Here is a 22,514-nt window from a genome sequence, read left to right as displayed (position 1 = left end):
GCGGATATGACCGGATACACGCCAGCACACGCCATAAAACATTGAAAAGCTGGGATTCAAGGCTGATCAGCCTATGGTGATCCTGTGCGCGGAATCCTGTTGGCCGGGGGCACCGGCTCGCGACTTTGGCCGTTGACCCGCTCGGTGTCGAAGCAGCTGCTGCCGGTCTTCGACAAACCCATGATTTATTATCCGCTTTCCACGCTCGTGATGGCCGGTGTCCGGGAGATCCTGATCATCACCACCCCCGAAGACCGGGGTCAGTTCCGTCGGTTGCTCGGCGACGGCGGTCAACTGGGTCTGCGGCTGGAATACATGGTGCAGAAGCGCCCTGAGGGCATCGCCCAGGCTTTCCTGCTGGGGGCCGGCTTCATCGGTGACGAGTCCGTCGCCCTGATTCTGGGCGACAACATCTTCCATGGGAGCGGCCTCGGTACCCGGCTGGCTCTGCAGGACGATCTCAAGGGCGGCAGGGTATTCGCCTACCAGGTCGCCAATCCCTCGGCCTATGGCGTGGTGGAGTTCGACGAACTGGGCCGGGCGGTGTCCATCGAGGAGAAACCGGCCCGGCCCAGGTCCCGGTACGCGGTGCCCGGACTGTACTTCTACGACAACCGTGTCGTGGACATCGCCCGTGGTCTACGGCCCAGCGGCCGGGGTGAATTGGAGATCACCGACCTCAACCGCGTCTACCTGGAGGCCGGGGCGCTGCATGTCACCCGGCTCGACCGGGGCACCGCGTGGCTCGACACCGGAACCTTCAGCTCCATGGTTCAGGCCTCGGAGTTCGTGCGGGTGATCGAGGAGCGTCAGGGCTTCAAGGTCGGCTGCGTCGAGGAGGCGGTCTGGCGGGCCGGGCTGATCGATGACGACCGACTCCGGGAGCTGGCCGGGCCGCTGCTCAAGAGCGGATACGGCCACTACCTGCTGGGGCTGCTGGAGGAGCCCCAGCACGTCGCCATGTCCCCACCGGGCGGGCAGCTCCTGTGTGACACCGACGGGCCGAGCGACGGAAAGGGGTGATCACGTGAGACCGCTCGGTATCGAAGGGGCATGGGTGGACACGCCCACGGTGTTCACGGACGACAGGGGTCGGTTCCACGAGTGGTTCAAGGGCGGAGCCTTCCGGGATGCCGTCGGCCAGGGGCTCCGGCTCGAGCAGGCCAACTGCTCCCGATCCGTTCGCGGAACTCTCCGCGGTATTCACTACGCGGCGGTCCCGCCGGGGCAGGCGAAATACGTCACCTGCGTCAGTGGCGCCGTCCTCGACGTGGTGGTCGACATCCGCGTCGGCTCCCCGGGGTTCGGTACCTGGGAGGCGATTCGGCTCGATGACACGACACACCGCTGCGTCTACCTCTCGGAAGGGCTGGGCCACGCCTTCATGGCGTTGGAGGAAAACTCCACCGTCGTCTATCTGTGTTCGCGGGGATACGAGCCGCAGCGCGAGTTCGGGATCAATCCGCTCGACCCGGCGTTGGCCATCGCCTGGCCCGACGACCTCGCGCCGCGCCTTTCCGACAAGGATGCCGCCGCGCCCACGTTGGAACAGGCGGAGCGGCAGGGTCTGCTGCCCTCGTTCGAGGACTGCACCGCGTATCGCGGAATCCTGGGGAGCGGCGCTTGAGAAGGTCGGCCATTCGATAAATCCCACCCTTTTGGCGGTAAGGCGAATGGGTGCCAGAGACAAACACGTCGCCGGGGTGATCTTCGGGGCCGATTTGCGACGGTCATTCATAATTCTTTCACATGAGGTGAAGAATGTCCTTGTTGATCGTGACCGAAGGTGAAGTGGCATGCGAGCGGCATGAAACCCACTCACTGCGCGCTTGCTGTCTGCTGCCCTCCCAAAGGTGAGGAAGGTTGTCTTGAACCGCAGAACGATCCGAATCTCGCGCCTGAAATCCGCCACGCTGGTCTCGGCGGGCGCGGTAGCCGTGGCGCTCAGCGTCGTCCCGAGCGCGGTGGCCGTCGCCGACGTGATGCACCAGCCCGGTGCCGACCGGGCCGCGGCGCGGCTGCTCCCGAACGAGACCCCCTCGGCGGCCATCGCCGACGCGCTCCGCAGGGCCGGCGCCGAGGGCCAGGCGGTGGTGCGTTCAGAGCGCACCACGAGGTCCGCCGGAGATGGGGACGACCAGCCTCACGGCGGCCGTGACCACGCCGGCCCCAGGGGGCCGCAGGGCCCTCGTGGACCCCAGGGTCACGAGGGCAAGCAGGGCAAGCAGGGCAAGCAGGGTAAGCCGGGCAAGCAGGGCAAGCCCGGTAAGCCCGGCAAGCCTGGCAAGACCGGTCCGCAAGGTCCGCAGGGTCCGCAGGGCCCCCAGGGCGCTGACGGTGCTGACGGTGTTGATGGCGTTGACGGCGCTCAGGGTGCCCAGGGAGCTCAGGGAGCTCAGGGAGCCCAGGGCACTCAGGGAGCTCAGGGCACTCAGGGCACTCAGGGTGCTCAGGGTGCTCAGGGTGCGCAGGGAGCTCAGGGCGCGCAGGGTGCGCAGGGAGCTCAGGGCGCGCAGGGTGCCCAGGGAGCTCAGGGCGCCCAGGGCGCGCAGGGAACCGATGGTGTCGACGGTGTTGACGGCGCTCAGGGAGCCCAGGGTGCACAGGGCGCTCAGGGCGCTCAGGGCGCTCAGGGAGCCCAGGGTGCACAGGGCGCTCAGGGAGCTCAGGGTGCCCAGGGTGCCCAGGGAGCTCAGGGTGCTCAGGGAGCTCAGGGAGCCCAGGGCGCACAAGGCGCTCAGGGTGCCCAGGGAGCTCAGGGTGCTCAGGGGACACTCGGCAGCTCGTATGTGAGGACCGCCACAGCTACGGGAACAGCGACCGTCACGTGCGCTGCCGGCGATGTCGCCACCGGCGGCGGAGTCACGCTCGCGAGCGGCGCCCTCACGGAGAACTTCCCGACCGGCGGTACCGCCACCACTCCGCCCACCGGATGGCAGGCCACCACCACCACCGCGACCGCGAACAACATCACCGCCTACGTGATCTGCGCGGATCTGACTCCGTAACGGTCCCTGGGAACGGCGGGCGTCCCCGAGGTCCCGGCCTCGGGGGCGCCCGCCGCATGAGAACACGTCGAACCGCCCCGGTGGCGAACGCCGGGCAGCAAGGAGCTCGGAGAGCCATGCGCGTGCTTGTGACCGGCGGCGCCGGATTCATCGGGTCCGAATACGTCCGGCGGCGGCTGGGCGCGGATCCGACGGCACGGATCACCGTCCTCGACAAACTCACCTACTCGGGGGTCGAGGCCAACCTGGCGCCGGTGGCGGAATTCCCCGGCCACACCTTCGTCCGGGGCGACATCTGTGACCCGGACGTGGTCGACCAGGTGATGGCGGGTCAGGACGTGGTGGTGCACTTCGCCGCCGAGTCGCACGTGGACCGGTCGATCGACGGGGCCGGTCCGTTCGTCCGCACCAATGTGACGGGCACGCAGGTCCTCCTCGACGCCGCCCATCGACACGGCGTCGGCCGCTTCGTCCACGTGTCCACCGACGAGGTGTACGGCTCGATCAGCGAGGGCTCGTGGACCGAGGACCGGCCACTGGCGCCGAACTCGCCGTACTCCGCGTCGAAGGCAGGCTCCGACCTGCTGGCCCTGGCCTACCACCGCACCCATGGCCTGGACGTCGTCGTCACCCGCTGTACCAACAACTACGGGCCGTACCAGTTCCCCGAGAAGATCATCCCGCTCTTCGTCACCCACCTGCTCGACGGGAGGACGGTCCCCCTGTACGGGGACGGCCGCAACCTCCGCGACTGGCTGCACGTCTCCGACCACTGCCGGGGAATCGACCTGGTCCTGCACGGCGGCCGGGCGGGGGAGGTCTATCACATCGGCGGCGGCACCGAGCTGAGCAACCACAAGCTCACCGGACTGCTGCTGGACGCCCTCGGCGCGGACTGGGACCGGGTCGAGCACGTGGCCGACCGCAAGGGTCACGACCTGCGCTACTCGCTGGACGACAGCAAGATCCGGGAGCAGCTCGGCTACGTCCCGCAGGTGGCCTTCACGGAAGGCCTGGCCGCCACGGTCGCCTGGTACCGCGCCCACCGCTCCTGGTGGGAGCCGCTGAAAGAACGGTCCGAGCCGCGATGACCACGACCTGGCTGGTGACCGGTGCGCACGGGCTCCTCGGCCGGGACGTGCTGGCCGAGCTCGCCGTCGATCCGGAGGCCGAGGTGACGGGACCGGGCCGCGACCGGCTCGACATCACCGACCCGACCGCCGTGCACGCGGCCGTCGCCGGTCACCGGGTGGTCGTCAACTGTGCCGCCTGGACGGACGTCGACGGCGCCGAGCGATCCGAGGCGGCGGCCACGGCCGTGAACGGCGCGGGCGTCCGGCACCTCGCGGACGCCTGCGCGGACCACGGCGCGGTCCTGCTGCACCTCTCGACCGACTACGTGTTCCCGGGTGACGCCCGCCTGCCGTACCCCGAAGACGCGCCGACCGGACCCGTCAACGCGTACGGACGGAGCAAGCAGGCGGGGGAGCGGGCGGTCGCCGCACTGCTGCCGCACACCGGCTACGTCGTGCGCACCGCCTGGCTCTACGGCGCGCACGGACCCAACTTCGTGGCCACGATGCTCGAACTCGCCACCCGGCGCGAGACCCTGGAGGTGGTGGCCGACCAGCACGGTCAGCCGACCTGGACCCGTGCGCTCGCCCGGCAGCTGGCCGCCCTCGGCCGCGCCGCGCTGGCCGGACGGGCACCGGCGGGTGTCTATCACGGCACGGCGGCCGGTCACACCACATGGTGCGGTCTGGCGCGTGAGACCTTCCGTCTCAGCGGCCTCGATCCCGAGCGGATCCGCCCGGTCGGTTCGGAGCGGTTCCCGCGGCCGGCCGCACGTCCGGCGTTCGGTGTGCTCGGTCACGACAACTGGTCGCGGGCCGGGCTCGTCCCCCTTCCGCGGTGGGACGTCCAGCTGGCCTCGGCCCTGAAGCAGCCCGGCTTCGCCGCTCCGGCCGCCGCGGCACGGGCGGCCGGGAGCCGGGACCCTTCCTAGACCAGCAGCCGGCCGCCGCAGCGTGCGGCGCCCTCCTTCACCGCGATGAGGTTGGCGACCACGTAAGAGATCTTGTTCTGGGAGTGCCACTCGGAGGGGAAGCAGGTGGCCAGCCGCGAACTCTGGAACCTGGCCTCGAGGTCGGGCACGAAGGCGCGGTACTGGTCGTCCGTGTAGTACCAGAACGAGTTCTCGTTGTAGTAGGCGGTGTGGCTCGGGTCCTGGTAGGCGCCGCGGCCGTCGGAGCTGGGTGTCGTGGTGAGGAGCATGCCGCCGGGCGCCAGCAGCCGGTACAGCTCGTTGATCAGCGCCACCTTCGCGGGCACGTGTTCGAGGAAGTTCACGGCCCGCATCAGGCCTACGGAGTCGTCGGGCAGGTCCAGCCTGCCGGGCAGGGTCGCGACGATGTCGACGCCCTCACCGGGGGTCTTGTCCACGCCCACGTACCCGGGCGGCTTCCGGCGGGCCGCTCCGAGGTCCAGCGCGAGCAGTCCTCTGCGGTAGGTCCAGGCGAGGGCGTTGGCCTCGATGTACTTGTCGTACAGGGCGACCGTCTCGCGCTGGATGTGCGCGTTGATCTCCGGGTCGCGCTGGGTGTTCGCCGGGTGCATCCGCTGGAGGTACAGACAGCGGGGGATGTGATGGAAGTCGCCGACGTGGAACAGACGGCACATCAGGTCCTGGTCGTCCAGGACCGAACGGGTGGCGTCGTACCCGCCGGCCTTCACATAGGCGTCCTTGCGGAATGCCCGGACGTGGTTGGGCGCGTACCAGATGTACGAGACGTTGTGCGGGGTCGGAGCCATGGACCTGACCTGGAGCAGGGTGCGGCCGTCGACGCGCACATCCTCGTAGTGCCAGCCGTGCGCCTCGTTGAAACGGCTGTCGTCCCGTTTCCCGTCCTCGGTGATCTGCGCGGTGTTGCTGTAGACGAAAACGGTCTCGGGGTGTGCGTCGAACGCCTTGCCGAGCTCCGCCAGGCACGCCTTCGCCAGCAGGTCGTCGTGGTCGAGTTCCACGAGGATCTCGCCGCGCGCCAGTTCGCAGGCCCTGCGCTTGGCCGCTCCGACGCCGGTGACGTCGTCCGCGATCTCCACCCGGACCCGGTCGTCGGGGTGCTCCGGTCGCCAGCGGGCGCCGTTGTTCAGCAGGACGATCCACTCCCAGTCCGAACAGGTCTGCGCCTGCAGGGTTGCCAGGCACTCGTCGAGGAATCGGGTCCGGTGGCTGGGGGTGAAGACGGAGAACCTCGGGGTGGCGGTCGACGTCATCTGGTGCTCCCTGCTTGGCTCGATGTTCGCAGGAGGCCGGCCCTGAGCGGACCGCGGGCGTGCCGACGTGCCGGAGCCGAACCACCGTCATGGGCACCGACGTTACGAGTCCGTCGTGATGAAGCCGCCGTTCGGCAGGCGGTTGTGGTGTACAGATCACCCGAATGGGGGGAGGCCGGAGCGAGGCGTCGTCGAGGGCGTCACCCGTCGCGTGGACGTGACGCGGCCGTGGCGCCCGGTCCGCGCGTCGCTGCGGGTGCACGCGGACCGGGGCCGTTCACGGTCCCCCGGTGGGGAGCCCCTTGGAGGGGTCCGGAAGGGGGTTCAGCCGGCGGTGCTCAGTTCCTTGGTCTCCACGAGGGCGGCGGCGTGCGCGTCCATGCGCTGGGCGGCCAGGATCGCCACCGCGGTGTCTGCGCGGGAGGCGGCGACGAGGAGGGCGCGGCCCGCCAGGGCGTGCGCCCGCTCGTGCAGGATCGCGGGGGGCGGGTCCGCCGGGCCGGCGGCGGGGGTGGAGCGGACCGGGGTCCGCCCTCCCCGCAGCCGGGACACCTGCTGCGCGAGCCGCGCGGCCGCGGTGTCCAGGTCGGCGGACGGGGCCGCCGTGCGCAGCTCGTCGGTGACGGCGAGCAGCGCCGCGAGGTGAGCCGCGAGCTGGATGTCCAGCTCCTCCTCGCGGGAGCGGTGGGGAAAGTCCGAGGGCGTGTCGGCCATCGTGTCGTGGACCGACTTGGTGCGGATCGGCTCGTACATGCGGATGGCCTCCTGTGCTGTCAGGAAACCATCCTAGCTTAGATCTCGTCTAAAGTTGAGCCGTCCATGAAGTCGCTGCCGGGGTTGGTCTAAGGCTGGCTGTAGCCGTCCAGGAAGCGGGCGATCCGGCCCACCGCGTCCCGCAGGTCGGTCGCCGTCGGTAGCGTGACCACCCGGAAGTGGTCCGGCTCCGGCCAGTTGAAGCCGGTGCCCTGGACGACCATGATCTTCTCCTGGCGCAGCAGGTCCAGGACCATCTGCCGATCGTCCTTGATCTTGAAGACGGCCGGGTCCAGGCGCGGGAAGAGGTACAGCGCCCCCTTCGGGCGGACGCACGTCACGCCGGGGATCTGCGTCAGCAGCTCGTACGCCGTGTCCACCTGCTCCTTGAGCCGCCCGCCCGGCAGCACCAGGTCCGTGATCGTCTGGCGCCCGCTGAGCGCGGCCACCACACCGTGCTGCCCCGGCATGTTCGCGCACAGACGCATGTTCGCCAGGATCGTCAGACCCTCGATGTAGGAGTCGGCGTGCGCGCGCGGGCCGGAGATCGACATCCAGCCGACCCGGTAGCCGGCCACCCGGTACGCCTTCGACATGCCGTTGAAGGTGAGGGTGAGCAGGTCCGGGGCGACCTTGGCGGTCGGGGTGTGCGTGGCGCCGTCGTAAAGGATCTTGTCGTAGATCTCGTCCGAGCAGACCAGCAGGTTGTGCCGGCGCGCGATGTCCGTCAGTCCCCGGATCATCGCCTCGTCGTACACCGCGCCCGTCGGGTTGTTCGGGTTGATGATGACGATCGCCTTGGTGCGGTCGGTGACCTTGCGCTCGACGTCCGCGAGGTCGGGCATCCAGTCGGCCTGCTCGTCGCACCGGTAGTGCACGGCGGTGCCGCCGGAGAGCGAGACGGCGGCGGTCCACAGCGGGTAGTCGGGGGCCGGGACCAGCACCTCGTCCCCGTCGTCCAGCAGCCCCTGCATCGCCATCACGATCAGCTCGGAGACGCCGTTGCCGATGAAGACGTGCTCGACGTCCGTCTCGATGCCGAGTGTCTGGTTGTGCATCACGACCGCACGGCGCGCGGCCAGCAGTCCCTTGGCGTCGCCGTAGCCGTGCGCCGTCGAGACGTTGCGGAGGATGTCCTCCAGGATCTCCGGCGGGCAGTCGAAGCCGAAGGCGGCCGGGTTGCCGGTGTTCAGCTTGAGGATGCGGTGGCCGGCCGCTTCCAGGCGCATCGCCTCCTCGAGAACCGGTCCCCGGATCTCGTAACAGACGTTGGCGAGCTTGGTCGACTGGATCACCTGCATGTCTGGGAGCTTACGGCCCGGTAACGCGCGGAGGGGCGTGTTTTCCACCACGTGAGACGGGTGGTTTGGGTCGTTATCGCCGGTAGCTGTCCCAGGAGTCACCCCTGTCCCTACAATCCGCGGCATGTTCAGGCCAGGTGAGAGTGGCGTGCCCCCGGTACAGCCGATCGTGTACCACCCGTACGCCGAGACCGATCCGGCCTCGTACGAGCGCTACGCCGACCCGGCGGCCGCGCATGGGTGGGAGAACGCGTACGACGAGACCGCCGAGCTGCCTCGGGTCTCCCCTCCCGGGAGTGGGCCGGGCGGCCGTGTGGACCGTCGGCGCGCCGCGCGGCGGACGGGCGGCCGGTACGGACGCCGCCTGGTGGCCGCCGCCGGAGCGGCCGGGGTGGTGGCGCTGGCCGCGGTGGCGGCGGGGATGTCCTCCTCCGGGGATCAGGCCGGTGACCAGCGGGGCAGGCAGGGGGAAACGCGCTCGGCGCCGGACGGCGCGGCGAGCCCGTCGGACGGGCCGGCTCCGGCCGCGAGCGGCGTTGCCGGGGCCGCGGAGCCGACCTCGTCCGCTTCGGCCGCTCCGGTGCCGTCCCCGGTGGTCACGATCTCCGCGGTGCCTTCGGCCGGGGCGTCGGCCGACGCCGCCGCGAGCCGGGCGGCGAGCGTCGCGCCCTCCCCTTCGGCGTCCGGGTCCGGGAAGGGCAACCCCGGGAAAGGGCGTGGCCGGGGCAAGGGGCGCGGGTAGGCGGTGGCGCCCCGTGGGTCCGGTTCCCGCGGCTGAAAAGCGACCCTTGTTCTCTCCCCTCTGTGCACTAACAATGCGCATGACAAAAACAGTGGCGGCCGGAAGATCTCCGGTCGCCTTGTCGTAAGAGGGGACCCCCACATGAGAAAGCCTCTCGTTGCCGCGCTCTTCGCTCTGGCCATCGCCGGGGCGGGTGCGGCACCCGCGGTCGCCGCGCCGGTGAGCGCGAAGCCCGCGACCTCGGCTTCCGCTTCGGCCTCCGCGATCTCGGTGAAGGCGGACACCAGGGCGGCCGCGCCGACGCTCCAGGCCGTCAACCTCGCCGGGACCGTCGCGCTCAGCAACTGCTCCGGATCGGTCGTCCGCTTCCCGAACTCCCTGGACACCGACCCGGCGCTGGTGCTCTCCAACGGCCACTGCCTGTCGACCGGCTTCCCGGAGCCGGGCGAGGTGCTCGTCAACCAGTCCTCGAGCCGTACCTTCGGCCTGCTCAACTCCTCCGGCACCCGGGTCGCGACCCTGCGTGCCAGCAAGCTGGCCTACGGGACGATGACCGACACGGACATCTCCATCTACCAGCTCACCAGCACGTACGCCGCGATCAAGAGCTCGTACGGGATCTCCGCGCTGACCGTGCAGAACACCCACCCGACCGCCGGCACCGCCATCACCGTGGCGTCCGGCTACTGGAAGACGCTCTACAGCTGCAGCATCGACGGGTTCGTGTACCGCCTGAAGGAGGGCGACTGGACCTGGAAGGACTCGGTCCGTTACACCTCCGCCTGCCAGACCATCGGCGGCACCTCCGGCTCGCCGGTGATCGACCAGTCCACCGGCAAGGTCGTCGCCGTCAACAACACCGGCAACGAGGACGGCGAGCGCTGCACGGAGAACAACCCGTGTGAGGTCGACGCCAGCGGCAACGTCACCGTCCGCGAGGGCATCAACTACGCCCAGGAGACCTACCTGATCCCGGCCTGCTTCACGACCGGCAACCAGCTCAACCTGAGCGCGAGCGGGTGCACCCTGCCCAAGCCGTAGGGCGAGCGGCGGGGCGTTCCGTCACGTGGGACCGCGACGGACCGCCCGCCCCGCCAGTTCGTCCGTGCGGCGGCCGTCCTCGATGACGAAGCGGCCGTCGACGAGGACGTGCGGGATGCCGGTGGGCAGGGTGCGGGGGGCTTCGTAGGTGGAGCCCGCCGCCACTGTCGCCGGGTCGAAGAGGACCAGGTCGGCGCGGTGGCCCTCGCGGATCAGGCCCCGGTCCGGCAGGCGCAGGCGGGCCGCCGGACGGCCGGTCAGGTGGGCCACGCACTCCTCCAGGGAGAGGATCCCCAACTCCCTCACGTAGTGGCCGAGATAGCGCGGGAACGTGCCGTAGGCGCGCGGGTGCGGTTTGGCGCCCGTCAGGACGCCGTCCGAGCCGCCGGTGTGCACGCGGTGGCGCATGATCGTGCGGACGTTCTCCTCGTGGCCGACGTGCTGGAGGATCGTGGGGGCCAGCCGGTCCGTCAGGAGCAGGCGACGGGCCGTCGTCCAGGGTTCCTCGCCGCGCAGGAGCGCCGACGCGTGGACCGTGCGGCCCACGTGGTCCGCCAGTCGCTCGTCCCCCACACCCGAGATCTCGATCGTGTCCCAGTCCACCGGCACCCCGTGGCAGCCGTCCGCGCCGGTCACCTCCAGGTCGTGGCGGATACGGGCGGCCGTGTCGTCGTCGGCGAGGCGGCGCAGGATCTCCGTCGGTCCGCCCCCGCTCGCCCAACTGGGCAGCAGGGCCGCGAGGGTCGTGCAGCCGGGCGTGTAGGGGTAGGTGTCGAGGGTGATGTCGGCGCCGGAGTCCAGGGCCTTGTCCAGGAGGGTCAGGAGTTCCGGGGCGCGGCCCTCGTTCACACCGAAGTTCATGGTGGCGTGGGCGAGATGGAGCGGACAGCCCGCCTCACGGGTGAGCTCCACCATCTCCGCGTACGCCTCCAGGGCGCCGGCCCCGTAACTGCGGTGGTGGGGGCAGTAGTAGCCGCCGTGTTCCGCCACCACCCGGCACAGCTGCGTCAGTTCGGAGTCCTTCGCGTACATGCCGGGCGTGTACGTCAGGCCGGAGGACAGGCCGACGGCGCCCTGCTCGAGACCCTCCGCGACCAGCCGGCGCATCCGGTCCAGTTCCCGGGGCGTGGCCGGGCGGTCCTCCCAGCCGACGACGAGGGCGCGGACCGTGCCCTGCGGGATCAGATAGGCCGCGTTGACGGCGATGCCCCGGCCCTCGAAGCCGTGGTCCAGCCGGTCCAGGTACTCGCCCACCGAACGCCAGTCGAAGTCGAGGTCGTCGCCGTACCCGTTCCAGCCGGTGATGGCCCGGCGGACCCCTTCGAGGGTCCGGTCGTCGACCGGGGCGTACGACAGCCCGTCCTGACCGAGGACCTCGAGGGTGACGCCCTGCGCGGCCTTCGCGCTGTGGTCGGGGTCGCGCAGCAGGGCGAGGTCGCTGTGGGCGTGCATGTCGATGAAGCCGGGGGAGAGGACCAGCCCCTCCGCGTCCAGCTCCCGTACCGCCTTCGGGCGCTGGCAGCCGGCGGCCGCCGCCTCCTGCACGATCGAGACGATCCTGCCGTCGTCGATCACCACGTCCGCGCGGTAGGAGTCCGCACCGGTGCCGTCGACGACATCCGCGTCCCGGATGACGAGGTCTTCCATGCTCTACCTCCTGCCCGGTCCCGCCGGTGGTGTCTAGAAGAACGTGCGGATGTAGTCGACGACCGTGCCGTCCGCCTCGGCCAGCGGGATCAGCGGCCACTTGTCGAAGGACGTGCAGGGGTGCGAGAGGCCCAGGCCGACCCAGTCGCCGACCTCGACGTCCGCCTCGGCGGAGGTGCGCAGCCAGGCATGCTGGTCGGACAGCGCGGTCACCGAGACACCGGTGGCGGGGCGTTCCGTGCCGTCGCGGCGGATCACCTGGGCGAAGGGCAGGTCCAGGTCGTAGGCCGCGTCCCGCTTGCCCGCGTTGACGAACGCCTGGTCGGGGGCGGGCCGGGAGACGACCTGTGTCCACAGCCGGAACGCGGGCTCCAGGGCGCCCTCCGCGGGCACCCGGTTGAACGGGGTCAGCCTGCGGTAGTGGCCGTCGTCGTGCGAGACGTACGCACCCGAACGCAGCAGCTTCAGTACCGGCGCGGAGAGCCCGGGAATCTCGGCGAAGACGTCGGCGACCGCGTCGAACCAGGCGCTGCCGCCCGCGCTGACCACGATCTCCTCGGCGCCCGCGAACCGTCCCGCCTTGTCGAAGTCGACGGCGAGGCCGACCAGGCGGCGCAGCCAGGCCCGCACCCGCTCCGGGTCGGCGCGCGGGACCTCGCCCTCGTAGCCCGCGACCCCGACCAGCCGCAGGGCCGGTGTGGCGGCGACCGCGTCCGCGACCGCCGCGCACTCCGTCTCCGTACGGACCCCGGTGCGGGCGCCGTCGCCGGCGGCCAGTTCGACGACGACGTCCAGCGGGCGCCCGGCGCCGTGCAGGGCGGCGTTCATCAGCTCGACCCCGCGCACCGAGTCGACGTAGCAGACGAGGCGGAAGGCGGGGTCGGCGTCGAGCTGCGCGGAGATCCAGCGCAGGGCGGCCGGGTCCACCAGTTCGTTGGCGAGGAAGACCCGCCGGACGCCGTGGGCCCGGGCCACCCGCACCTGGTGGGGGACGGCGAGGGTGATGCCCCAGGCGCCGCGGTCGATCTGGCGCTGGAAGAGCTGCGGGGCCATGGAGGTCTTGCCGTGCGGGGCGAAGGCGAGTCCGTGGCGGGTCGCGTAGGTCTCCATGAGGGCGAGGTTGTGCTCGAGGCGCTCGGCGGACAGGGCCAGCACCGGGGTCGCGAAGCCGCCGGTGAAGAGGTTGCGGCGCTGGGCGGCCAGTTCACCGACCGTGAGGCCGTCGGCGTCCGGCGGGAGGCCCTTGAAGCGGTGGTCGACGCGTTCCCCGGCCAGTCGGGCGAGCGCCTCGAGTGCCTCGGTACTCATGGAACCTCCTGATCAGGAGCATTGCAGTATATGCAACGTCCATTGCGTATATCGCTTACCGCTGTCTAACATCTCGCCCAACGCGGGGTCAACGGAGCCTCCCCCAGCCTTCGGCCGGGGGGACCCCCATCTCGCTTCGCTCACCCGCACCGGCAAGGGAGCCATGACGATCGTGACCGCCACCGGACCCTGCGACGCCCCCGACGTCGTGGACGTCGTCGCGCTCGGCGAGTCCATGGTCACCTTCCTGCCCTCCCGGCCCGGCCGCCTCGCCGACGTACCGTCCTTCGACCGGGGCATCGGCGGCGCCGAGTCCAACGTGGTGTGCGCGCTGGCGGCGGCCGGACACCCGGTGCGCTGGGTCGGCCGGGTGGGGGCGGACGGGTTCGGCGACCACCTCGTCGAGACCATCGGCTCCTACGGGGTCGACGTGACCCGCGTACGACGCGATCCCGCCCGCCCGACCGGTGTCTACTTCCGCACCGCCGGCGACCGGGCCGACGACACGCACGAGGTCGCCTACTACCGGGCCGGGTCGGCGGCCTCCGCGATGTCCGTCGACACCGTCGGCCTCGACGCCGTACGGGCCGGCCGGGTGCTGCACCTCACCGGGATCACCGCGGCCCTCTCCGCGGACTGCCTCGGCCTGCTGCGCGAACTGACCGCCCCGGGCCCGGACCGGCCTCTCGTCTCCTTCGACGTCAACCACCGGCCCCGGCTGTGGACGGACGGCAACAGCCCCCAGGTCCTCCTCGAACTGGCCCGCGGCGCCGACCTGGTGTTCGTGGGCGAGGACGAGGCGGCCGACGTGTGGGGCCTGGACGGCGCCGACGCCGTACGGACCGCGTTCCCCGACACCGGGGTGCTCGTCGTCAAACAAGGGGCGCTCGGGGCGACCGTCTTCGACCGGGAGCACGTCCTGCACGTCCCCGCCCCGCGGGTCGACGTCGTCGCCGCCGTCGGCGCCGGGGACGCCTTCGCCGCCGGATTCCTCTCCGCCACCCTGCGCGGGCTGCCCGTGCGCGACCGTCTCCGGCACGGTCACCTCATGGCCGCCGCCGCCCTCACCGTCCCCGGCGACCTCGCCATGCCCCCTTCCCGCGACCACGCCGACCGGCTCGCCGCCCTCGACGACACCGCGTGGGGGAGACTTCGACTCGGCCCCGGCTGGACGCACCCCGAGGACCGGGCCGACGAGGAGGTACCCACCCCATGAGCCAGACCGTCGACCGAGCGCTGAGCATCCTGCCGTTGCTCGCCGAGGGCCCCGCCGACCTCGGACAGGTCGCCGACCGCCTCGGCGTGCACAAGTCGACGGCCCTGCGGCTGCTGCGCACCCTGCACGAACACGGCCTCGTCTACCGCCAGTCCGACCAGCGCTACCGCCTGGGCGCCCGCCTCTTCGCCCTCGCCCAGGAGGCGATGGAGAACCTCGACATCCGGGAGATCGCCCATCCGCACCTCGCCCGCCTGAACGAGACCTGCGGACACACCGTGCACCTCGCCGTGTACGAGGAGGGCGAGGTCCTCTACATCGACAAGGTGGAGAGCCGCTACCCGGTGCGCATGTACTCCCGGATCGGCAAGCCCGTCGCCATCACGGTCGCCGCCGTCGCCAAGCTGCTCCTCGCCGACCTGCCCGAGCCCGAGCGGCGGCTGATCACGGAGAAGCTCGACTACCCCCATTACACGGCCCGTTCGACCCCCGACGCGCCCGCCTTCCTGCGCGAGCTGGAGAAGGTGCGCGAACAGGGCTGGGCCACCGACCTCGGTGGCCACGAGGAGTCCATCAACTGTGTCGCCGCCCCGATCCGGGGCGCCGACGGCCGGGTGGTCGCCGCGATGTCGGTCTCCGCGCCGAACGTCGTCGTCACCGCCGACGAACTCCTCACCCTGCTCCCGCTGGTGCGCCGCACGGCGGACGCCATCAGCGGCGAGTACTCCGGCAGGACGCCCGTATCAGCTCCAGACAGGGACACCGAATGACCGAGAAGACCGCCCTCACCCCCAAGACCCACACCACCCCGCCCGCGAAGTTCTCGCACGGTGTGAGGAAGGGCAACATCCTCCAGGTCGCGGGCCAGGTCGGTTTCCTGCCCGCCGAGGAGGGCAGGCCGCCGACGCCCGCCGGTCCCACCCTGCGCGAGCAGACCCTCCAGACCCTCGCCAACGTCAAGGCGATCCTGGAGGAGGGCGGCGCGAGCTGGGACGACGTGATGATGATCCGCGTCTACCTGACGGACACGGGACACTTCGCCGAGTTCAACGAGCTCTACAACGCGTACTTCGAGGAGCAGCCCCTCACCGCCCCGCCCGCGGCCCGCACGACGGTCTACGTCGGCCTCCCCGCCGGGCTCCTCGTCGAGATCGACGCGCTCGCGGTCCTCGGCTGAGGGGCTGACGCGCTCGCGGTCGTCGGCCGAGGGGCTCGCGGTCGTCGCCTGACGGGCACGCGGTAGTCGGCTGACACGCTCGCCGTGCGTCGCCTGCCCGCCGGACCGCCTCGCTCGCTTGCCCGCCTGCCGGACCGACCCGCTTGCCTGCCGGGCGGACCGACCGACCTGCCTGCCGGACCGCCCGGCGGACCGACCCGTCTGCCTGCCGGACCGACCCGCCCGCGCTGCGGGTGGCCCAGGGCTCGGCGACGGTGGCGATCGTGACGACGGCGGGCATCGTGGCGCCGCTGCTCGCCGAGGGCGACCACTCGCAGGCCTTCGTGGCCCTCGTCATCATGGCGATCTCGGCGGGCTCGATCTTCGCCTCGCACGTCAACGACGGCGGATTCTGGATGGTGGCCAAGTACTTCGGCATCAGCGAGCGCGACACCCTGAGGACGTGGACCGTGCTGGAGTCGGTGTTGTCCGTGGCCGGGTTCGTGATGGCGGCCGGAATGAGCCTCTTCGTGTAGGTGTCCGGTAACGAAGTCAGGGGCTGACTGTGTCCGGCACAGGATCTTCGACCATACTGCCCGCTGTGGAGCAGCGCATAGGTTCGAGCAGCCAGCCCCTGGAGGGCGCCGGGTTCGACCCGGCATTCATCCCCGGGCTCACGTCGCCCGTGACCGCGGAGCCGGAGGACGCGAGTCCGGCCGAGGACGACGGCGTCGACGCCGTCGAACCCGAGGACCGGAAGGGGGAGTCGGCGTCGCCGGAGAAGCCGGGCGCGAACGCGACGGATGCGTCGGACGAGGAACCGGACGCGTCGGACGAGTCCGCCGAGGGGCCCGTCTTCGAGGCCTCCGACCGCCGCGCGCGGATCGCCGCCGACGCCAGGGGCGTCCGGCTCCGCCTCGACGAGGAGTCCTGCGAGTTCCGCTGGGACGAGATCGGTGCGATCGAGACCGAGACGCCACGCTTCGGCAAGCGGTTCACCATCACGGTGCACACGCCTGACCGCCGCTGGTACCCGATCGAGATCGAGGCGACGGCCAGGGCCCGCTTCAAGGAGTGGGAGGAGCAGCTGGACGCGGTCCTCGACGCCTACTTCGAAGAAGGCGAAGCGGACGCCGAGGACGAGGCCGACGACGCCAAGGCTGTCGAAGTCGACGACGCCGAGGCCGCCGAAGTCGACGACGCCAAGGCCGCCGACGTCAAGGACACCGACGTCAAGGACACCGACGTCAAGGACACCGACGTCAAGGACACCGACGTCAAAGCCGCCGACTAGACGCAGTACTGACTCTGCTTCCCGATGGACCGGTACATGCAGTCCGCGTTCTCGAGAAGCTGGAGCACCGCGTCCCGGTTACGGGAGGTCTCCCGCTCGATGATCTCGTCGGGCGGGTAGAACCCGCCTCCGGAAGCGGACGACGGGTACATCTCGAAGGTGTACGAGAAGATCTTCTGCGTACCCCAGAGATAGTCGTCGATCGACCCGTCGGTGATGTACAGGTCGCTGGACTGCTCGGCGGTGTACCCGTTGCTCGCGGCCATCTTCTGCCCGACGGCCTTGAACGCGGCGTTGTCGTCCGCGGTCATCCCGGTCGCCGTGTCCGCGGTGGTCCAGCCGAACGGCCACAGCACCAGCTGGCTGTACGTGTGGAAGTCGATCCCGGCGGTGATCTGCTGCTTCCCGCCCACGATCCGGCTGCGCACGAAGTCGGCGACGACCTTCACCTCGGGCGCGGACTCGCCGGACGCGCCCCGGTAGGTCTCGGAGGACGTGGACCCCGAAGAGCCGCCGCAGCAGCCGAACTTGTAGTTCCAGTTCCGGTTGAGGTCCGTACCGACGTACGAGGAACCGGAGTTGGGCTGCCGGTTCTTGCGCCATGAGCGGTAGGAGCCGGAGGCGATGTCGTACTCGCCGCCGTCCGGGTTGAGGTCGGGGACGATCCAGATCTCGCGGCCGTTGACCATGTTGGTGACGCGCGAGTCGGAGCCGTAGCCGGCGCCCAGCTCGCGGATCAGGTACAGCGCCATCTCCACGGTGAGGTGCTCGCGGGCGTGCTGGTGGTGGGTGAACAGCACCTCCGGCTCGGCCTCGTCGGTGGCGACGTTGTCGCTGATCTTGACGGCCACGATGTCCCGGCCCTGGTACGACTTGCCGATGACCCGCTTGCTCATGATGCCCGGGTAGGCGGCGATGCGCTGGTCGATCTCCGCCGTCATCTCGGCGTAGTTGTGGTACTTCGAGTCGGCGGACGGGAAGTCGAAGAGCCGCACCTCGTCCTCGGCGGCCCGGTCCGGTGCCGAGCCCAGCAGGGACACCTCGTAGCCCTGCGCGCGCAGCTTGCGCACCTGGTCGGCGCGGCCGGAGACCACGACGGTCTCCTCGTCGGCCTCGTCGACGCTCACCCCGGACCGGGCGATCGCGGTGCGCGTCCGGGGGGTGCTGTTGCGGACGTGGATCTCGTACTGGTGGATGTCGTCGGCGGAGGGTGCCGCCTTGGGTGCGCCGCCGGCCGCCGCGTCGGTGACCGTCGCCGAGACCGGAGCGGCGAGAGCGAGGGTGAGCAGTGCAGCGAGGACGGCGGTCCGTCTGCCGCTGCGGGCGCTTGTGGCGCCGGCGCCTGAGCCGCGAATGCGAAGTCGCATGAACTCTCCTTGTGGGGAGCCGGTTTGTGGGGGCTGTGCGCTTGCTGTGTGCGGCGGTGCGGTGCCGCTCATCGTCGAGGCATGGCATGAGCAGGTCAAGAGACGACAAAGGGACGAATGGCCGGAATCATGCGCGAACGGCGAACGGCGAACGGCGAACGGCGAGCGGTCGGCCGCGCAGTGTATCCGCGCCCGCGCCGGTCGCCCGGTATTGACGGTTCGGCCGGAATGCGGGCACATCGGGCGGGGGTGTCGCGCACGCGCCCTTGCCGGACCGGCCTCTTTTGCGGGCCCGGTGTCACCACCGCGGGTGGTTGGTTGAGTTTCGCAAGTTTGAGTTTGGCAAGCATCTCTTCTAGGCTGCTGTTCCCCTAGGAGAGGTGCCCTCGCCATGGCCGTGACCGTGCTGGACGACAAGACCGCGCTCGTGCTGATCGACCTCCAGGCCGGCACGCTCGCCGCCCCCACCAGGCCGTACCCGGCAGCGGACGTGGTGGCCCGGGCCGCCGAACTCGCCGACGCCTTCCGTGCGGCGGGCGCCCCCGTCGTCCTGGTCCGCATGTCCACCTCGCCCGACGGAGCCGACGCGGTGCCCGGCCGCAGCGAGGCGGTACGGCTGGCCGGCGGCCGCTCCCGCCCCTACGACCTGGGTCCCGTCGCCGAACCGCTCGCCGGTCACGACGGGGACATCCCGGTGACGAAGCGGAACTGGGGCGCGTTCCACGGCACCGACCTCGACATCCAGCTGCGCAGGCGTGGGGTCACCCAGATCGTGCTGGCCGGCATCGCGACCAGCCTCGGCGTCGAGTCCACCGCCCGCGCCGCCCACGAGCACGGCTATCACGTCACGTTCGCGGTCGACGCGATGACCGACATCAACGAGGACGCGCACCGCCACAGCGTGTCGTACCTCTTCCCGCTGATCGGTGAGCCGGGCACGACGCGGGAGATCCTCGACCTGCTGGCCGGCGTCCGAGCCTGAACCCGAGGGCCAGTCCATCCGCGGTCCCCGGCCGTCAGTCCTCGGTGGCCTGCCACCGGGGGCTGAGCGCGATGGCCCGCAGCTGCTCGATCGTGAGGGCGGGCTTCGCACGGGTCGCGGCCTTGTCCAGCTCGGCGGCGTTGAGGGCGCTGACGACCACCCGCAGACCGTCCTTGCGCAGGGTGTCCACGGTCCACATCACGACCCCCGCACCGCCCTTATCGCCGGGCTTCTGGCTGACGGAGACACGCGTGCCGTCGTCCAGGGTCTCGGCGCCGGAGCCGTACAGCTCGCCGGCCACGTCGGCCATGTTCGGCTGCACCTTGACCTGGACCAGGCTCTCACCCCTGCCGTCGTCGACGACGAAGTAGCCGTACCCAATCTCCTGGCTGCCGTTCCTGACGGTCTCCAGGTCCTTGGGCAGCAGGAGGGTGAGCTTGCGCAGGACGAGCCAGCCGGCCATCTCCGCGGGGCGGGCGGACGAGCCCGACGGGGAGACGGGCTTCTTCCCCTCCCCGGGGATGGCGTCGGCGATCCTGCGCCACTCCGAGGCCGCGGCCAGCGTCTTCAACTGGCCGGTGGTCAGTGGCGGTTCGGGGCGGCTGACGGGCTTTCCCTTCTCCGCGGCGGCGTTCCACTCGATGACGCTCACGTGCTGCCCGGCCGGGGTGACCAGGTCCGCGCCCCACGACTTGAGGTTCTGGCGGTGGTCGGGATACTCGTAGCCCTGGTAGACGGTGATCGCGGACCCGTCGGACAGGAGCTCGGTCCTGCAGCTGTCGAGGACCGTCTGCTCTCCCTTCGGGCAGGGCATCACGGCGGCGGACGGATTGATCTCACCCGCGTCCGCCGGGATCCGGGCCAGGCCCACGGAGACGGATCCCTCGCCCTTGCCGTCGTCGAACACGCCCACCACCAGCGGTGGCAGCTTCTCGCCCGTGCCACGCACCTCTGTGCTGCGGAACTCGCCCTCGGGAAGCAGCTGCTGGAGGGTGTCGACCATGTCGTCGGGGGAGTGGACCGGCTTGGCGCTGCCGGACGCGGCGACGGAGGAGGGCACGGGCGTCGGCTTGCCGCCCCAGGGCACGAGCAGCGCCCCGCCCACCCCCACCAGGGCGAGGCTCGCCGCTCCCCCCGCGATCGCGGTCCTGCGCCGCAGCCGCATGCGGTCACCCCGGGCCCGACCGGCGGCGACGAGCGCGGCGGGGCTGTCGAAGGCGCCGCCGGCCGCTCGCAGGGCGGTGGAGAGCTGCTCCTCGAAGGGATCGCTGTACTGGTGGACGGGCATGGTGAACCACCGCTTTCGGCGAGATGAGTCGGAAGAACGCGAGTGTGCGGGTGAGGTGCGCGGGGTCGGGCGGCTCAGGGGCGGGCGTATGTGCCGATGTCCTCGCCCAGCAGTTCGCGCAGGCGTCCGAGGGCCCGTGAGCACCGCGTCCGCACGGCCGACGAGCTGGCGTTCAGCGCGTCGGCGGTCTCCTCGATCGAGCGGTCCTCCCAGTACCGCAGGACCACGACCGCCCGGTCCTTGGCGGGCAGCCGCCCGAGAGCCTGCATCAGCGTCAGCCGGAGCGGTGTGTCGGTTCCTCTGCCGTCGGCCACGTCCGGGAACGTCTCCACCGCCCGCTCGCTGCTGCTGCGCCGTCTCTGGTGGGCGAGGAAGGTGCGGGTGAGGACGGTCTGCGCGTAGCCGGCCGGGTTGTCGACCCGGGAGACCCGGCCCCAGCGGACGTACAGCCTGCCGAGGGTCTCCTGGACCAGGTCCTCGGCGAGGTGCGTGTCCCCGGCGGTGAGCAGACACGCCGACCGGTACAGGTGCCCGGCGCGCGCTGCCGCGAACTCGGCGTACTCGTCCGCACGGGCGGCCTGCCTCATGAATGTTCCCCCTGCGTCGGTTGCCTTGCTGTCCTCACCTACCTAATGCGGTGGGGCGCGGGAAATGTTTCAAGGTAGGAGACCGCGTCGAGCGTCGAACGGAATGACGCGCAAGGTCACATGGGACCGTTCCGGCGCGGTGAGCAGATGCTCCAGCTGACCCCGCGCGACCTTGCGCCCACCGAACTGCATGCGCAGCGCGTGCTCCGTACCCTCCCCGTCACTGGGTGATCGTCGCTCGGCACCCGCACCTAGTCGGTGGAACTCTGTTTCATCAGGGGGATGGACCGGCCCGGATCCCCCGCCGTCTCGTAGGCGGCGGCGAGGTTGTTGCGTGAGGTCAGGGTGTCGGGGTGGTCATTGCCCAGGACCCGCACCCGGTCGCTGAGGGTCCGCTCGTACAGGGGGATGGCCCGGCCCAGGTCCCCCGCGGCCCGGTGGGCGCCGGCGAGGTTGGTGCGGGAGGTCAGGGTGTCGGGGTGGTCGGTACCCAGCGCCTGCTCGGTGTCGGTGAGGTTCTGTTCCAGCAGAGGGATGGACCGGCCCGGATCCCCCGCCGCCTGGTAGGCGCCGGCGAGGTTGGTGCGGGAGGTCAGGGTGTCGGGGTGGTCGGTACCCAGCGCCCGCTCGGTGTCGGTGAGGTTCTGCTCGTACAGGGAGATGGCCCGTTCCAGATCCCCTGCCGACAGGTAAGCGTAGGCGAGGTTGTTGCGCGAGATCAGGGTGTCGGGGTGGTCTTCGCCGAGCACCCGCACTCGGGCGGTGAGGTTGTGCTCGTACAGGAAGATGGCCCGGTCCAGATCCTCTGCCGACACGTAAGCGTAGGCGAGGTTGTTGCGCGAGATCAGGGTGTCGGGGTGGTCTTCGCCGAGCACCCGCACTCGGGCGGTGAGGTTGTGCTCGTACAGGGAGATGGCCCGGTCCAGATCCTCTGCCGACAGGTAAGCGTAGGCGAGGTCGTGGCGGGAGGTGAGGGTGTCGGGGTGGTCTTCGCCGAGCACCCGTACTCGGGCGGTGAGGTTCTGGTCGTAGAGGGGGATGGCCCGTCCCGGGTCCCCCGTCGCCTCGTAGGCGGTGGCGAGGTCGTGGCGGGAGGCCAGGGTGTCGGGGTGGTCGGCCCCCAGCACCCGTACTCGGGCGGTGAGGTTCTGCTCGTACAGGGTGACGGCCTGGCCCAGATCCCCCACCGACACGTGGCCACGGGCGAGATCGTGGCGGAAAGTCAGGATGTCGGGGTGGTCGGCACCCAACACCTGTTCGGTGTCGGTGAGGATCTGCTCCAGCTGGTAGACGGCCAGGACCAGATCCTTCGCGGCATCGAGGAAGGCGGTGAGGTTGTTGCCGTAGGTCAGAGTGCCGGGGTGGTCGGCGGCCAGCACCCGGCGCCGCTCGGTGAGGGTCTGCTCGTAGAGGGGGACGGCCCGGGCCGGATCCCCCGCCGATCGGTAGGCGGTGGCGAGGTTGTGGCGGGAGGTGAGGGTGTCGGGGTGGTCTTCGCCGAGCACCCGCACCCGGTCGGTGAGGGCCTGTTCCAGCAGGGGGACGGCC

23 protein-coding genes and 1 pseudogene are annotated in these 22,514 nt (G+C 70.7%); 13 read left to right on the top strand and 11 right to left on the bottom strand.

Annotation, left to right across the window (positions count from 1 at the left end):
- Window positions 1-84 precede the first annotated feature (84 nt).
- Together rfbA and ACFWBB_RS24005 are read left to right on the top strand one after the other, a co-directional pair.
- Window positions 85-1,023, top strand: a complete 939-nt coding sequence (gene rfbA / locus ACFWBB_RS24010) for a glucose-1-phosphate thymidylyltransferase RfbA (protein ID WP_385276041.1) — start codon at window positions 85-87, stop codon at window positions 1,021-1,023.
- Window positions 1,024-1,027: 4 nt separating this feature from the next.
- Window positions 1,028-1,627 (top strand): dTDP-4-dehydrorhamnose 3,5-epimerase family protein, encoded by a 600-nt coding sequence (locus ACFWBB_RS24005; protein WP_385276039.1) that lies wholly within the window; start codon window positions 1,028-1,030, stop codon window positions 1,625-1,627.
- 472 nt (window positions 1,628-2,099) lie between these two features.
- Here ACFWBB_RS24005 and ACFWBB_RS24000 read toward each other — a convergent pair whose 3' ends face one another.
- Complete coding sequence (locus ACFWBB_RS24000) at window positions 2,100-2,732, bottom strand: hypothetical protein (RefSeq protein WP_385276036.1); 633 nt, start codon at window positions 2,730-2,732, stop codon at window positions 2,100-2,102.
- A gap of 57 nt (window positions 2,733-2,789) precedes the next feature.
- Here ACFWBB_RS24000 and ACFWBB_RS23995 point away from each other — a divergent pair, with 57 nt between their 5' ends.
- The 3 genes from ACFWBB_RS23995 (at window position 2,790) to rfbD (ending at window position 5,013) form a co-directional block, all read left to right on the top strand.
- Complete coding sequence (locus tag ACFWBB_RS23995; RefSeq protein ID WP_385276033.1) at window positions 2,790-3,008, top strand: hypothetical protein; 219 nt, start codon at window positions 2,790-2,792, stop codon at window positions 3,006-3,008.
- Between the two features lie 116 nt (window positions 3,009-3,124).
- On the top strand, window positions 3,125-4,099 hold the full coding sequence (gene rfbB, locus ACFWBB_RS23990; protein WP_385276030.1) for a dTDP-glucose 4,6-dehydratase: 975 nt from the start codon (window positions 3,125-3,127) through the stop codon (window positions 4,097-4,099).
- Window positions 4,096-5,013 carry a dTDP-4-dehydrorhamnose reductase gene (gene rfbD, locus ACFWBB_RS23985; RefSeq protein WP_385276027.1) on the top strand — a complete coding sequence of 306 codons (918 nt, stop codon included), beginning with the start codon at window positions 4,096-4,098 and terminating at the stop codon, window positions 5,011-5,013. The genes rfbB and rfbD overlap by 4 nt, the downstream gene beginning before the upstream one ends.
- Here rfbD and ACFWBB_RS23980 read toward each other — a convergent pair.
- From ACFWBB_RS23980 to ACFWBB_RS23970, 3 genes are all read right to left on the bottom strand, one after another.
- Window positions 5,010-6,284, bottom strand: a complete 1,275-nt coding sequence (locus ACFWBB_RS23980) for a glycosyltransferase (RefSeq protein WP_385276024.1) — start codon at window positions 6,282-6,284, stop codon at window positions 5,010-5,012. The two genes, rfbD and ACFWBB_RS23980, sit on opposite strands and share 4 nt — an antisense overlap.
- A 324-nt stretch (window positions 6,285-6,608) precedes the next feature.
- A complete protein-coding gene (locus ACFWBB_RS23975; protein WP_385276021.1) occupies window positions 6,609-7,037 on the bottom strand; it encodes a hypothetical protein in 429 nt (142 codons plus the stop codon).
- 89 nt (window positions 7,038-7,126) lie between these two features.
- Window positions 7,127-8,338 carry a pyridoxal phosphate-dependent aminotransferase gene (locus tag ACFWBB_RS23970; protein ID WP_385276018.1) on the bottom strand — a complete coding sequence of 404 codons (1,212 nt, stop codon included), beginning with the start codon at window positions 8,336-8,338 and terminating at the stop codon, window positions 7,127-7,129.
- A 124-nt stretch (window positions 8,339-8,462) separates the two neighbouring features.
- Between ACFWBB_RS23970 and ACFWBB_RS23965 the strand changes: the two genes are divergently transcribed.
- Together ACFWBB_RS23965 and ACFWBB_RS23960 are read left to right on the top strand one after the other, a co-directional pair.
- Window positions 8,463-9,080 carry a hypothetical protein gene (locus ACFWBB_RS23965; RefSeq protein ID WP_385276015.1) on the top strand — a complete coding sequence of 206 codons (618 nt, stop codon included), beginning with the start codon at window positions 8,463-8,465 and terminating at the stop codon, window positions 9,078-9,080.
- Window positions 9,081-9,221: 141 nt separating this feature from the next.
- A complete protein-coding gene (locus tag ACFWBB_RS23960) occupies window positions 9,222-10,121 on the top strand; it encodes a serine protease (protein ID WP_385276012.1) in 900 nt (299 codons plus the stop codon).
- 21 nt (window positions 10,122-10,142) lie between these two features.
- Here ACFWBB_RS23960 and ACFWBB_RS23955 read toward each other — a convergent pair whose 3' ends face one another.
- Together ACFWBB_RS23955 and ACFWBB_RS23950 are read right to left on the bottom strand one after the other, a co-directional pair.
- Window positions 10,143-11,768, bottom strand: a complete 1,626-nt coding sequence (locus ACFWBB_RS23955) for an amidohydrolase family protein (RefSeq protein ID WP_385276009.1) — start codon at window positions 11,766-11,768, stop codon at window positions 10,143-10,145.
- Window positions 11,769-11,801: 33 nt separating this feature from the next.
- Window positions 11,802-13,076, bottom strand: coding sequence for an amino acid deaminase (locus ACFWBB_RS23950; protein WP_385276007.1), 1,275 nt, complete (start codon window positions 13,074-13,076; stop codon window positions 11,802-11,804).
- A gap of 163 nt (window positions 13,077-13,239) precedes the next feature.
- On the opposite strand from ACFWBB_RS23950, the gene ACFWBB_RS23945 reads away from it, so the two are divergent.
- The 5 genes and pseudogenes from ACFWBB_RS23945 (at window position 13,240) to ACFWBB_RS23925 (ending at window position 16,742) form a co-directional block, all read left to right on the top strand.
- On the top strand, window positions 13,240-14,292 hold the full coding sequence (locus ACFWBB_RS23945) for a sugar kinase (protein ID WP_385276004.1): 1,053 nt from the start codon (window positions 13,240-13,242) through the stop codon (window positions 14,290-14,292).
- On the top strand, window positions 14,289-15,062 hold the full coding sequence (locus ACFWBB_RS23940) for an IclR family transcriptional regulator (RefSeq protein WP_385276001.1): 774 nt from the start codon (window positions 14,289-14,291) through the stop codon (window positions 15,060-15,062). Before ACFWBB_RS23945 ends, ACFWBB_RS23940 begins: the two co-directional genes overlap by 4 nt.
- The gene (locus ACFWBB_RS23935) at window positions 15,059-15,469 is read left to right on the top strand and encodes a RidA family protein (RefSeq protein WP_385275998.1); all 411 of its coding nucleotides are present in this window, start codon (window positions 15,059-15,061) and stop codon (window positions 15,467-15,469) included. Before ACFWBB_RS23940 ends, ACFWBB_RS23935 begins: the two co-directional genes overlap by 4 nt.
- 227 nt (window positions 15,470-15,696) lie before the next feature.
- Window positions 15,697-15,984, top strand: a pseudogene (locus tag ACFWBB_RS23930) (GntP family permease); the annotation flags it as partial.
- 65 nt (window positions 15,985-16,049) lie between these two features.
- Window positions 16,050-16,742, top strand: a complete 693-nt coding sequence (locus ACFWBB_RS23925) for a hypothetical protein (RefSeq protein WP_385275995.1) — start codon at window positions 16,050-16,052, stop codon at window positions 16,740-16,742.
- On the opposite strand, the gene ACFWBB_RS23920 is transcribed toward ACFWBB_RS23925, so the two are convergent.
- Complete coding sequence (locus ACFWBB_RS23920) at window positions 16,739-18,109, bottom strand: M14 family metallopeptidase (protein WP_385275992.1); 1,371 nt, start codon at window positions 18,107-18,109, stop codon at window positions 16,739-16,741. The two genes, ACFWBB_RS23925 and ACFWBB_RS23920, sit on opposite strands and share 4 nt — an antisense overlap.
- 391 nt (window positions 18,110-18,500) lie before the next feature.
- Here ACFWBB_RS23920 and ACFWBB_RS23915 point away from each other — a divergent pair, with 391 nt between their 5' ends.
- Entirely contained in the window at window positions 18,501-19,091 is a 591-nt protein-coding gene (locus ACFWBB_RS23915; RefSeq protein ID WP_385275989.1) for an isochorismatase family protein, read from the top strand.
- A 34-nt stretch (window positions 19,092-19,125) separates the two neighbouring features.
- Here the strand turns inward: ACFWBB_RS23915 and ACFWBB_RS23910 are convergent, their stop codons facing one another.
- From ACFWBB_RS23910 to ACFWBB_RS23895, 4 genes are all read right to left on the bottom strand, one after another.
- The gene (locus ACFWBB_RS23910; RefSeq protein WP_385275986.1) at window positions 19,126-20,379 is read right to left on the bottom strand and encodes a hypothetical protein; all 1,254 of its coding nucleotides are present in this window, start codon (window positions 20,377-20,379) and stop codon (window positions 19,126-19,128) included.
- A 74-nt stretch (window positions 20,380-20,453) separates the two neighbouring features.
- A complete protein-coding gene (locus ACFWBB_RS23905) occupies window positions 20,454-20,966 on the bottom strand; it encodes a SigE family RNA polymerase sigma factor (RefSeq protein ID WP_385275983.1) in 513 nt (170 codons plus the stop codon).
- Between the two features lie 69 nt (window positions 20,967-21,035).
- Window positions 21,036-21,164, bottom strand: a complete 129-nt coding sequence (locus tag ACFWBB_RS23900) for a Scr1 family TA system antitoxin-like transcriptional regulator (protein ID WP_385276173.1) — start codon at window positions 21,162-21,164, stop codon at window positions 21,036-21,038.
- Between the two features lie 53 nt (window positions 21,165-21,217).
- Window positions 21,218-22,514 (bottom strand): tetratricopeptide repeat protein (locus ACFWBB_RS23895; RefSeq protein ID WP_385275980.1); only part of this gene is annotated, 1,297 nt, incomplete at its 5' end.

Origin of the sequence: Streptomyces sp. NPDC060000 (genome assembly GCF_042737375.1) — a bacterium.
Classification (GTDB): domain Bacteria; phylum Actinomycetota; class Actinomycetes; order Streptomycetales; family Streptomycetaceae; genus Streptomyces.
The sequence above is the reverse complement of the archived record's forward strand: the minus strand, read 5'-3'. Positions and strand labels throughout refer to the sequence as shown.

What these genes read in the sequence shown, in the direction of transcription:
- rfbB (WP_385276030.1), top strand. Translation starts at nt 3,125, where the DNA reads ATGCGCGTGCTTGTGACCGGCGGCGCCGGATTCATCGGGTCCGAATAC.
- rfbD (WP_385276027.1), top strand. Translation starts at nt 4,096, where the DNA reads ATGACCACGACCTGGCTGGTGACCGGTGCGCACGGGCTCCTCGGCCGG.
- ACFWBB_RS23980 (WP_385276024.1), bottom strand. Translation starts at nt 6,284, where the DNA reads ATGACGTCGACCGCCACCCCGAGGTTCTCCGTCTTCACCCCCAGCCAC.
- ACFWBB_RS23975 (WP_385276021.1), bottom strand. Translation starts at nt 7,037, where the DNA reads ATGTACGAGCCGATCCGCACCAAGTCGGTCCACGACACGATGGCCGAC.
- ACFWBB_RS23970 (WP_385276018.1), bottom strand. Translation starts at nt 8,338, where the DNA reads ATGCAGGTGATCCAGTCGACCAAGCTCGCCAACGTCTGTTACGAGATC.
- ACFWBB_RS23965 (WP_385276015.1), top strand. Translation starts at nt 8,463, where the DNA reads ATGTTCAGGCCAGGTGAGAGTGGCGTGCCCCCGGTACAGCCGATCGTG.
- ACFWBB_RS23960 (WP_385276012.1), top strand. Translation starts at nt 9,222, where the DNA reads ATGAGAAAGCCTCTCGTTGCCGCGCTCTTCGCTCTGGCCATCGCCGGG.
- ACFWBB_RS23955 (WP_385276009.1), bottom strand. Translation starts at nt 11,768, where the DNA reads ATGGAAGACCTCGTCATCCGGGACGCGGATGTCGTCGACGGCACCGGT.
- ACFWBB_RS23950 (WP_385276007.1), bottom strand. Translation starts at nt 13,076, where the DNA reads ATGAGTACCGAGGCACTCGAGGCGCTCGCCCGACTGGCCGGGGAACGC.
- ACFWBB_RS23945 (WP_385276004.1), top strand. Translation starts at nt 13,240, where the DNA reads ATGACGATCGTGACCGCCACCGGACCCTGCGACGCCCCCGACGTCGTG.
- ACFWBB_RS23940 (WP_385276001.1), top strand. Translation starts at nt 14,289, where the DNA reads ATGAGCCAGACCGTCGACCGAGCGCTGAGCATCCTGCCGTTGCTCGCC.
- ACFWBB_RS23935 (WP_385275998.1), top strand. Translation starts at nt 15,059, where the DNA reads ATGACCGAGAAGACCGCCCTCACCCCCAAGACCCACACCACCCCGCCC.
- ACFWBB_RS23920 (WP_385275992.1), bottom strand. Translation starts at nt 18,109, where the DNA reads ATGCGACTTCGCATTCGCGGCTCAGGCGCCGGCGCCACAAGCGCCCGC.
- ACFWBB_RS23915 (WP_385275989.1), top strand. Translation starts at nt 18,501, where the DNA reads ATGGCCGTGACCGTGCTGGACGACAAGACCGCGCTCGTGCTGATCGAC.
- ACFWBB_RS23910 (WP_385275986.1), bottom strand. Translation starts at nt 20,379, where the DNA reads ATGCCCGTCCACCAGTACAGCGATCCCTTCGAGGAGCAGCTCTCCACC.
- ACFWBB_RS23905 (WP_385275983.1), bottom strand. Translation starts at nt 20,966, where the DNA reads ATGAGGCAGGCCGCCCGTGCGGACGAGTACGCCGAGTTCGCGGCAGCG.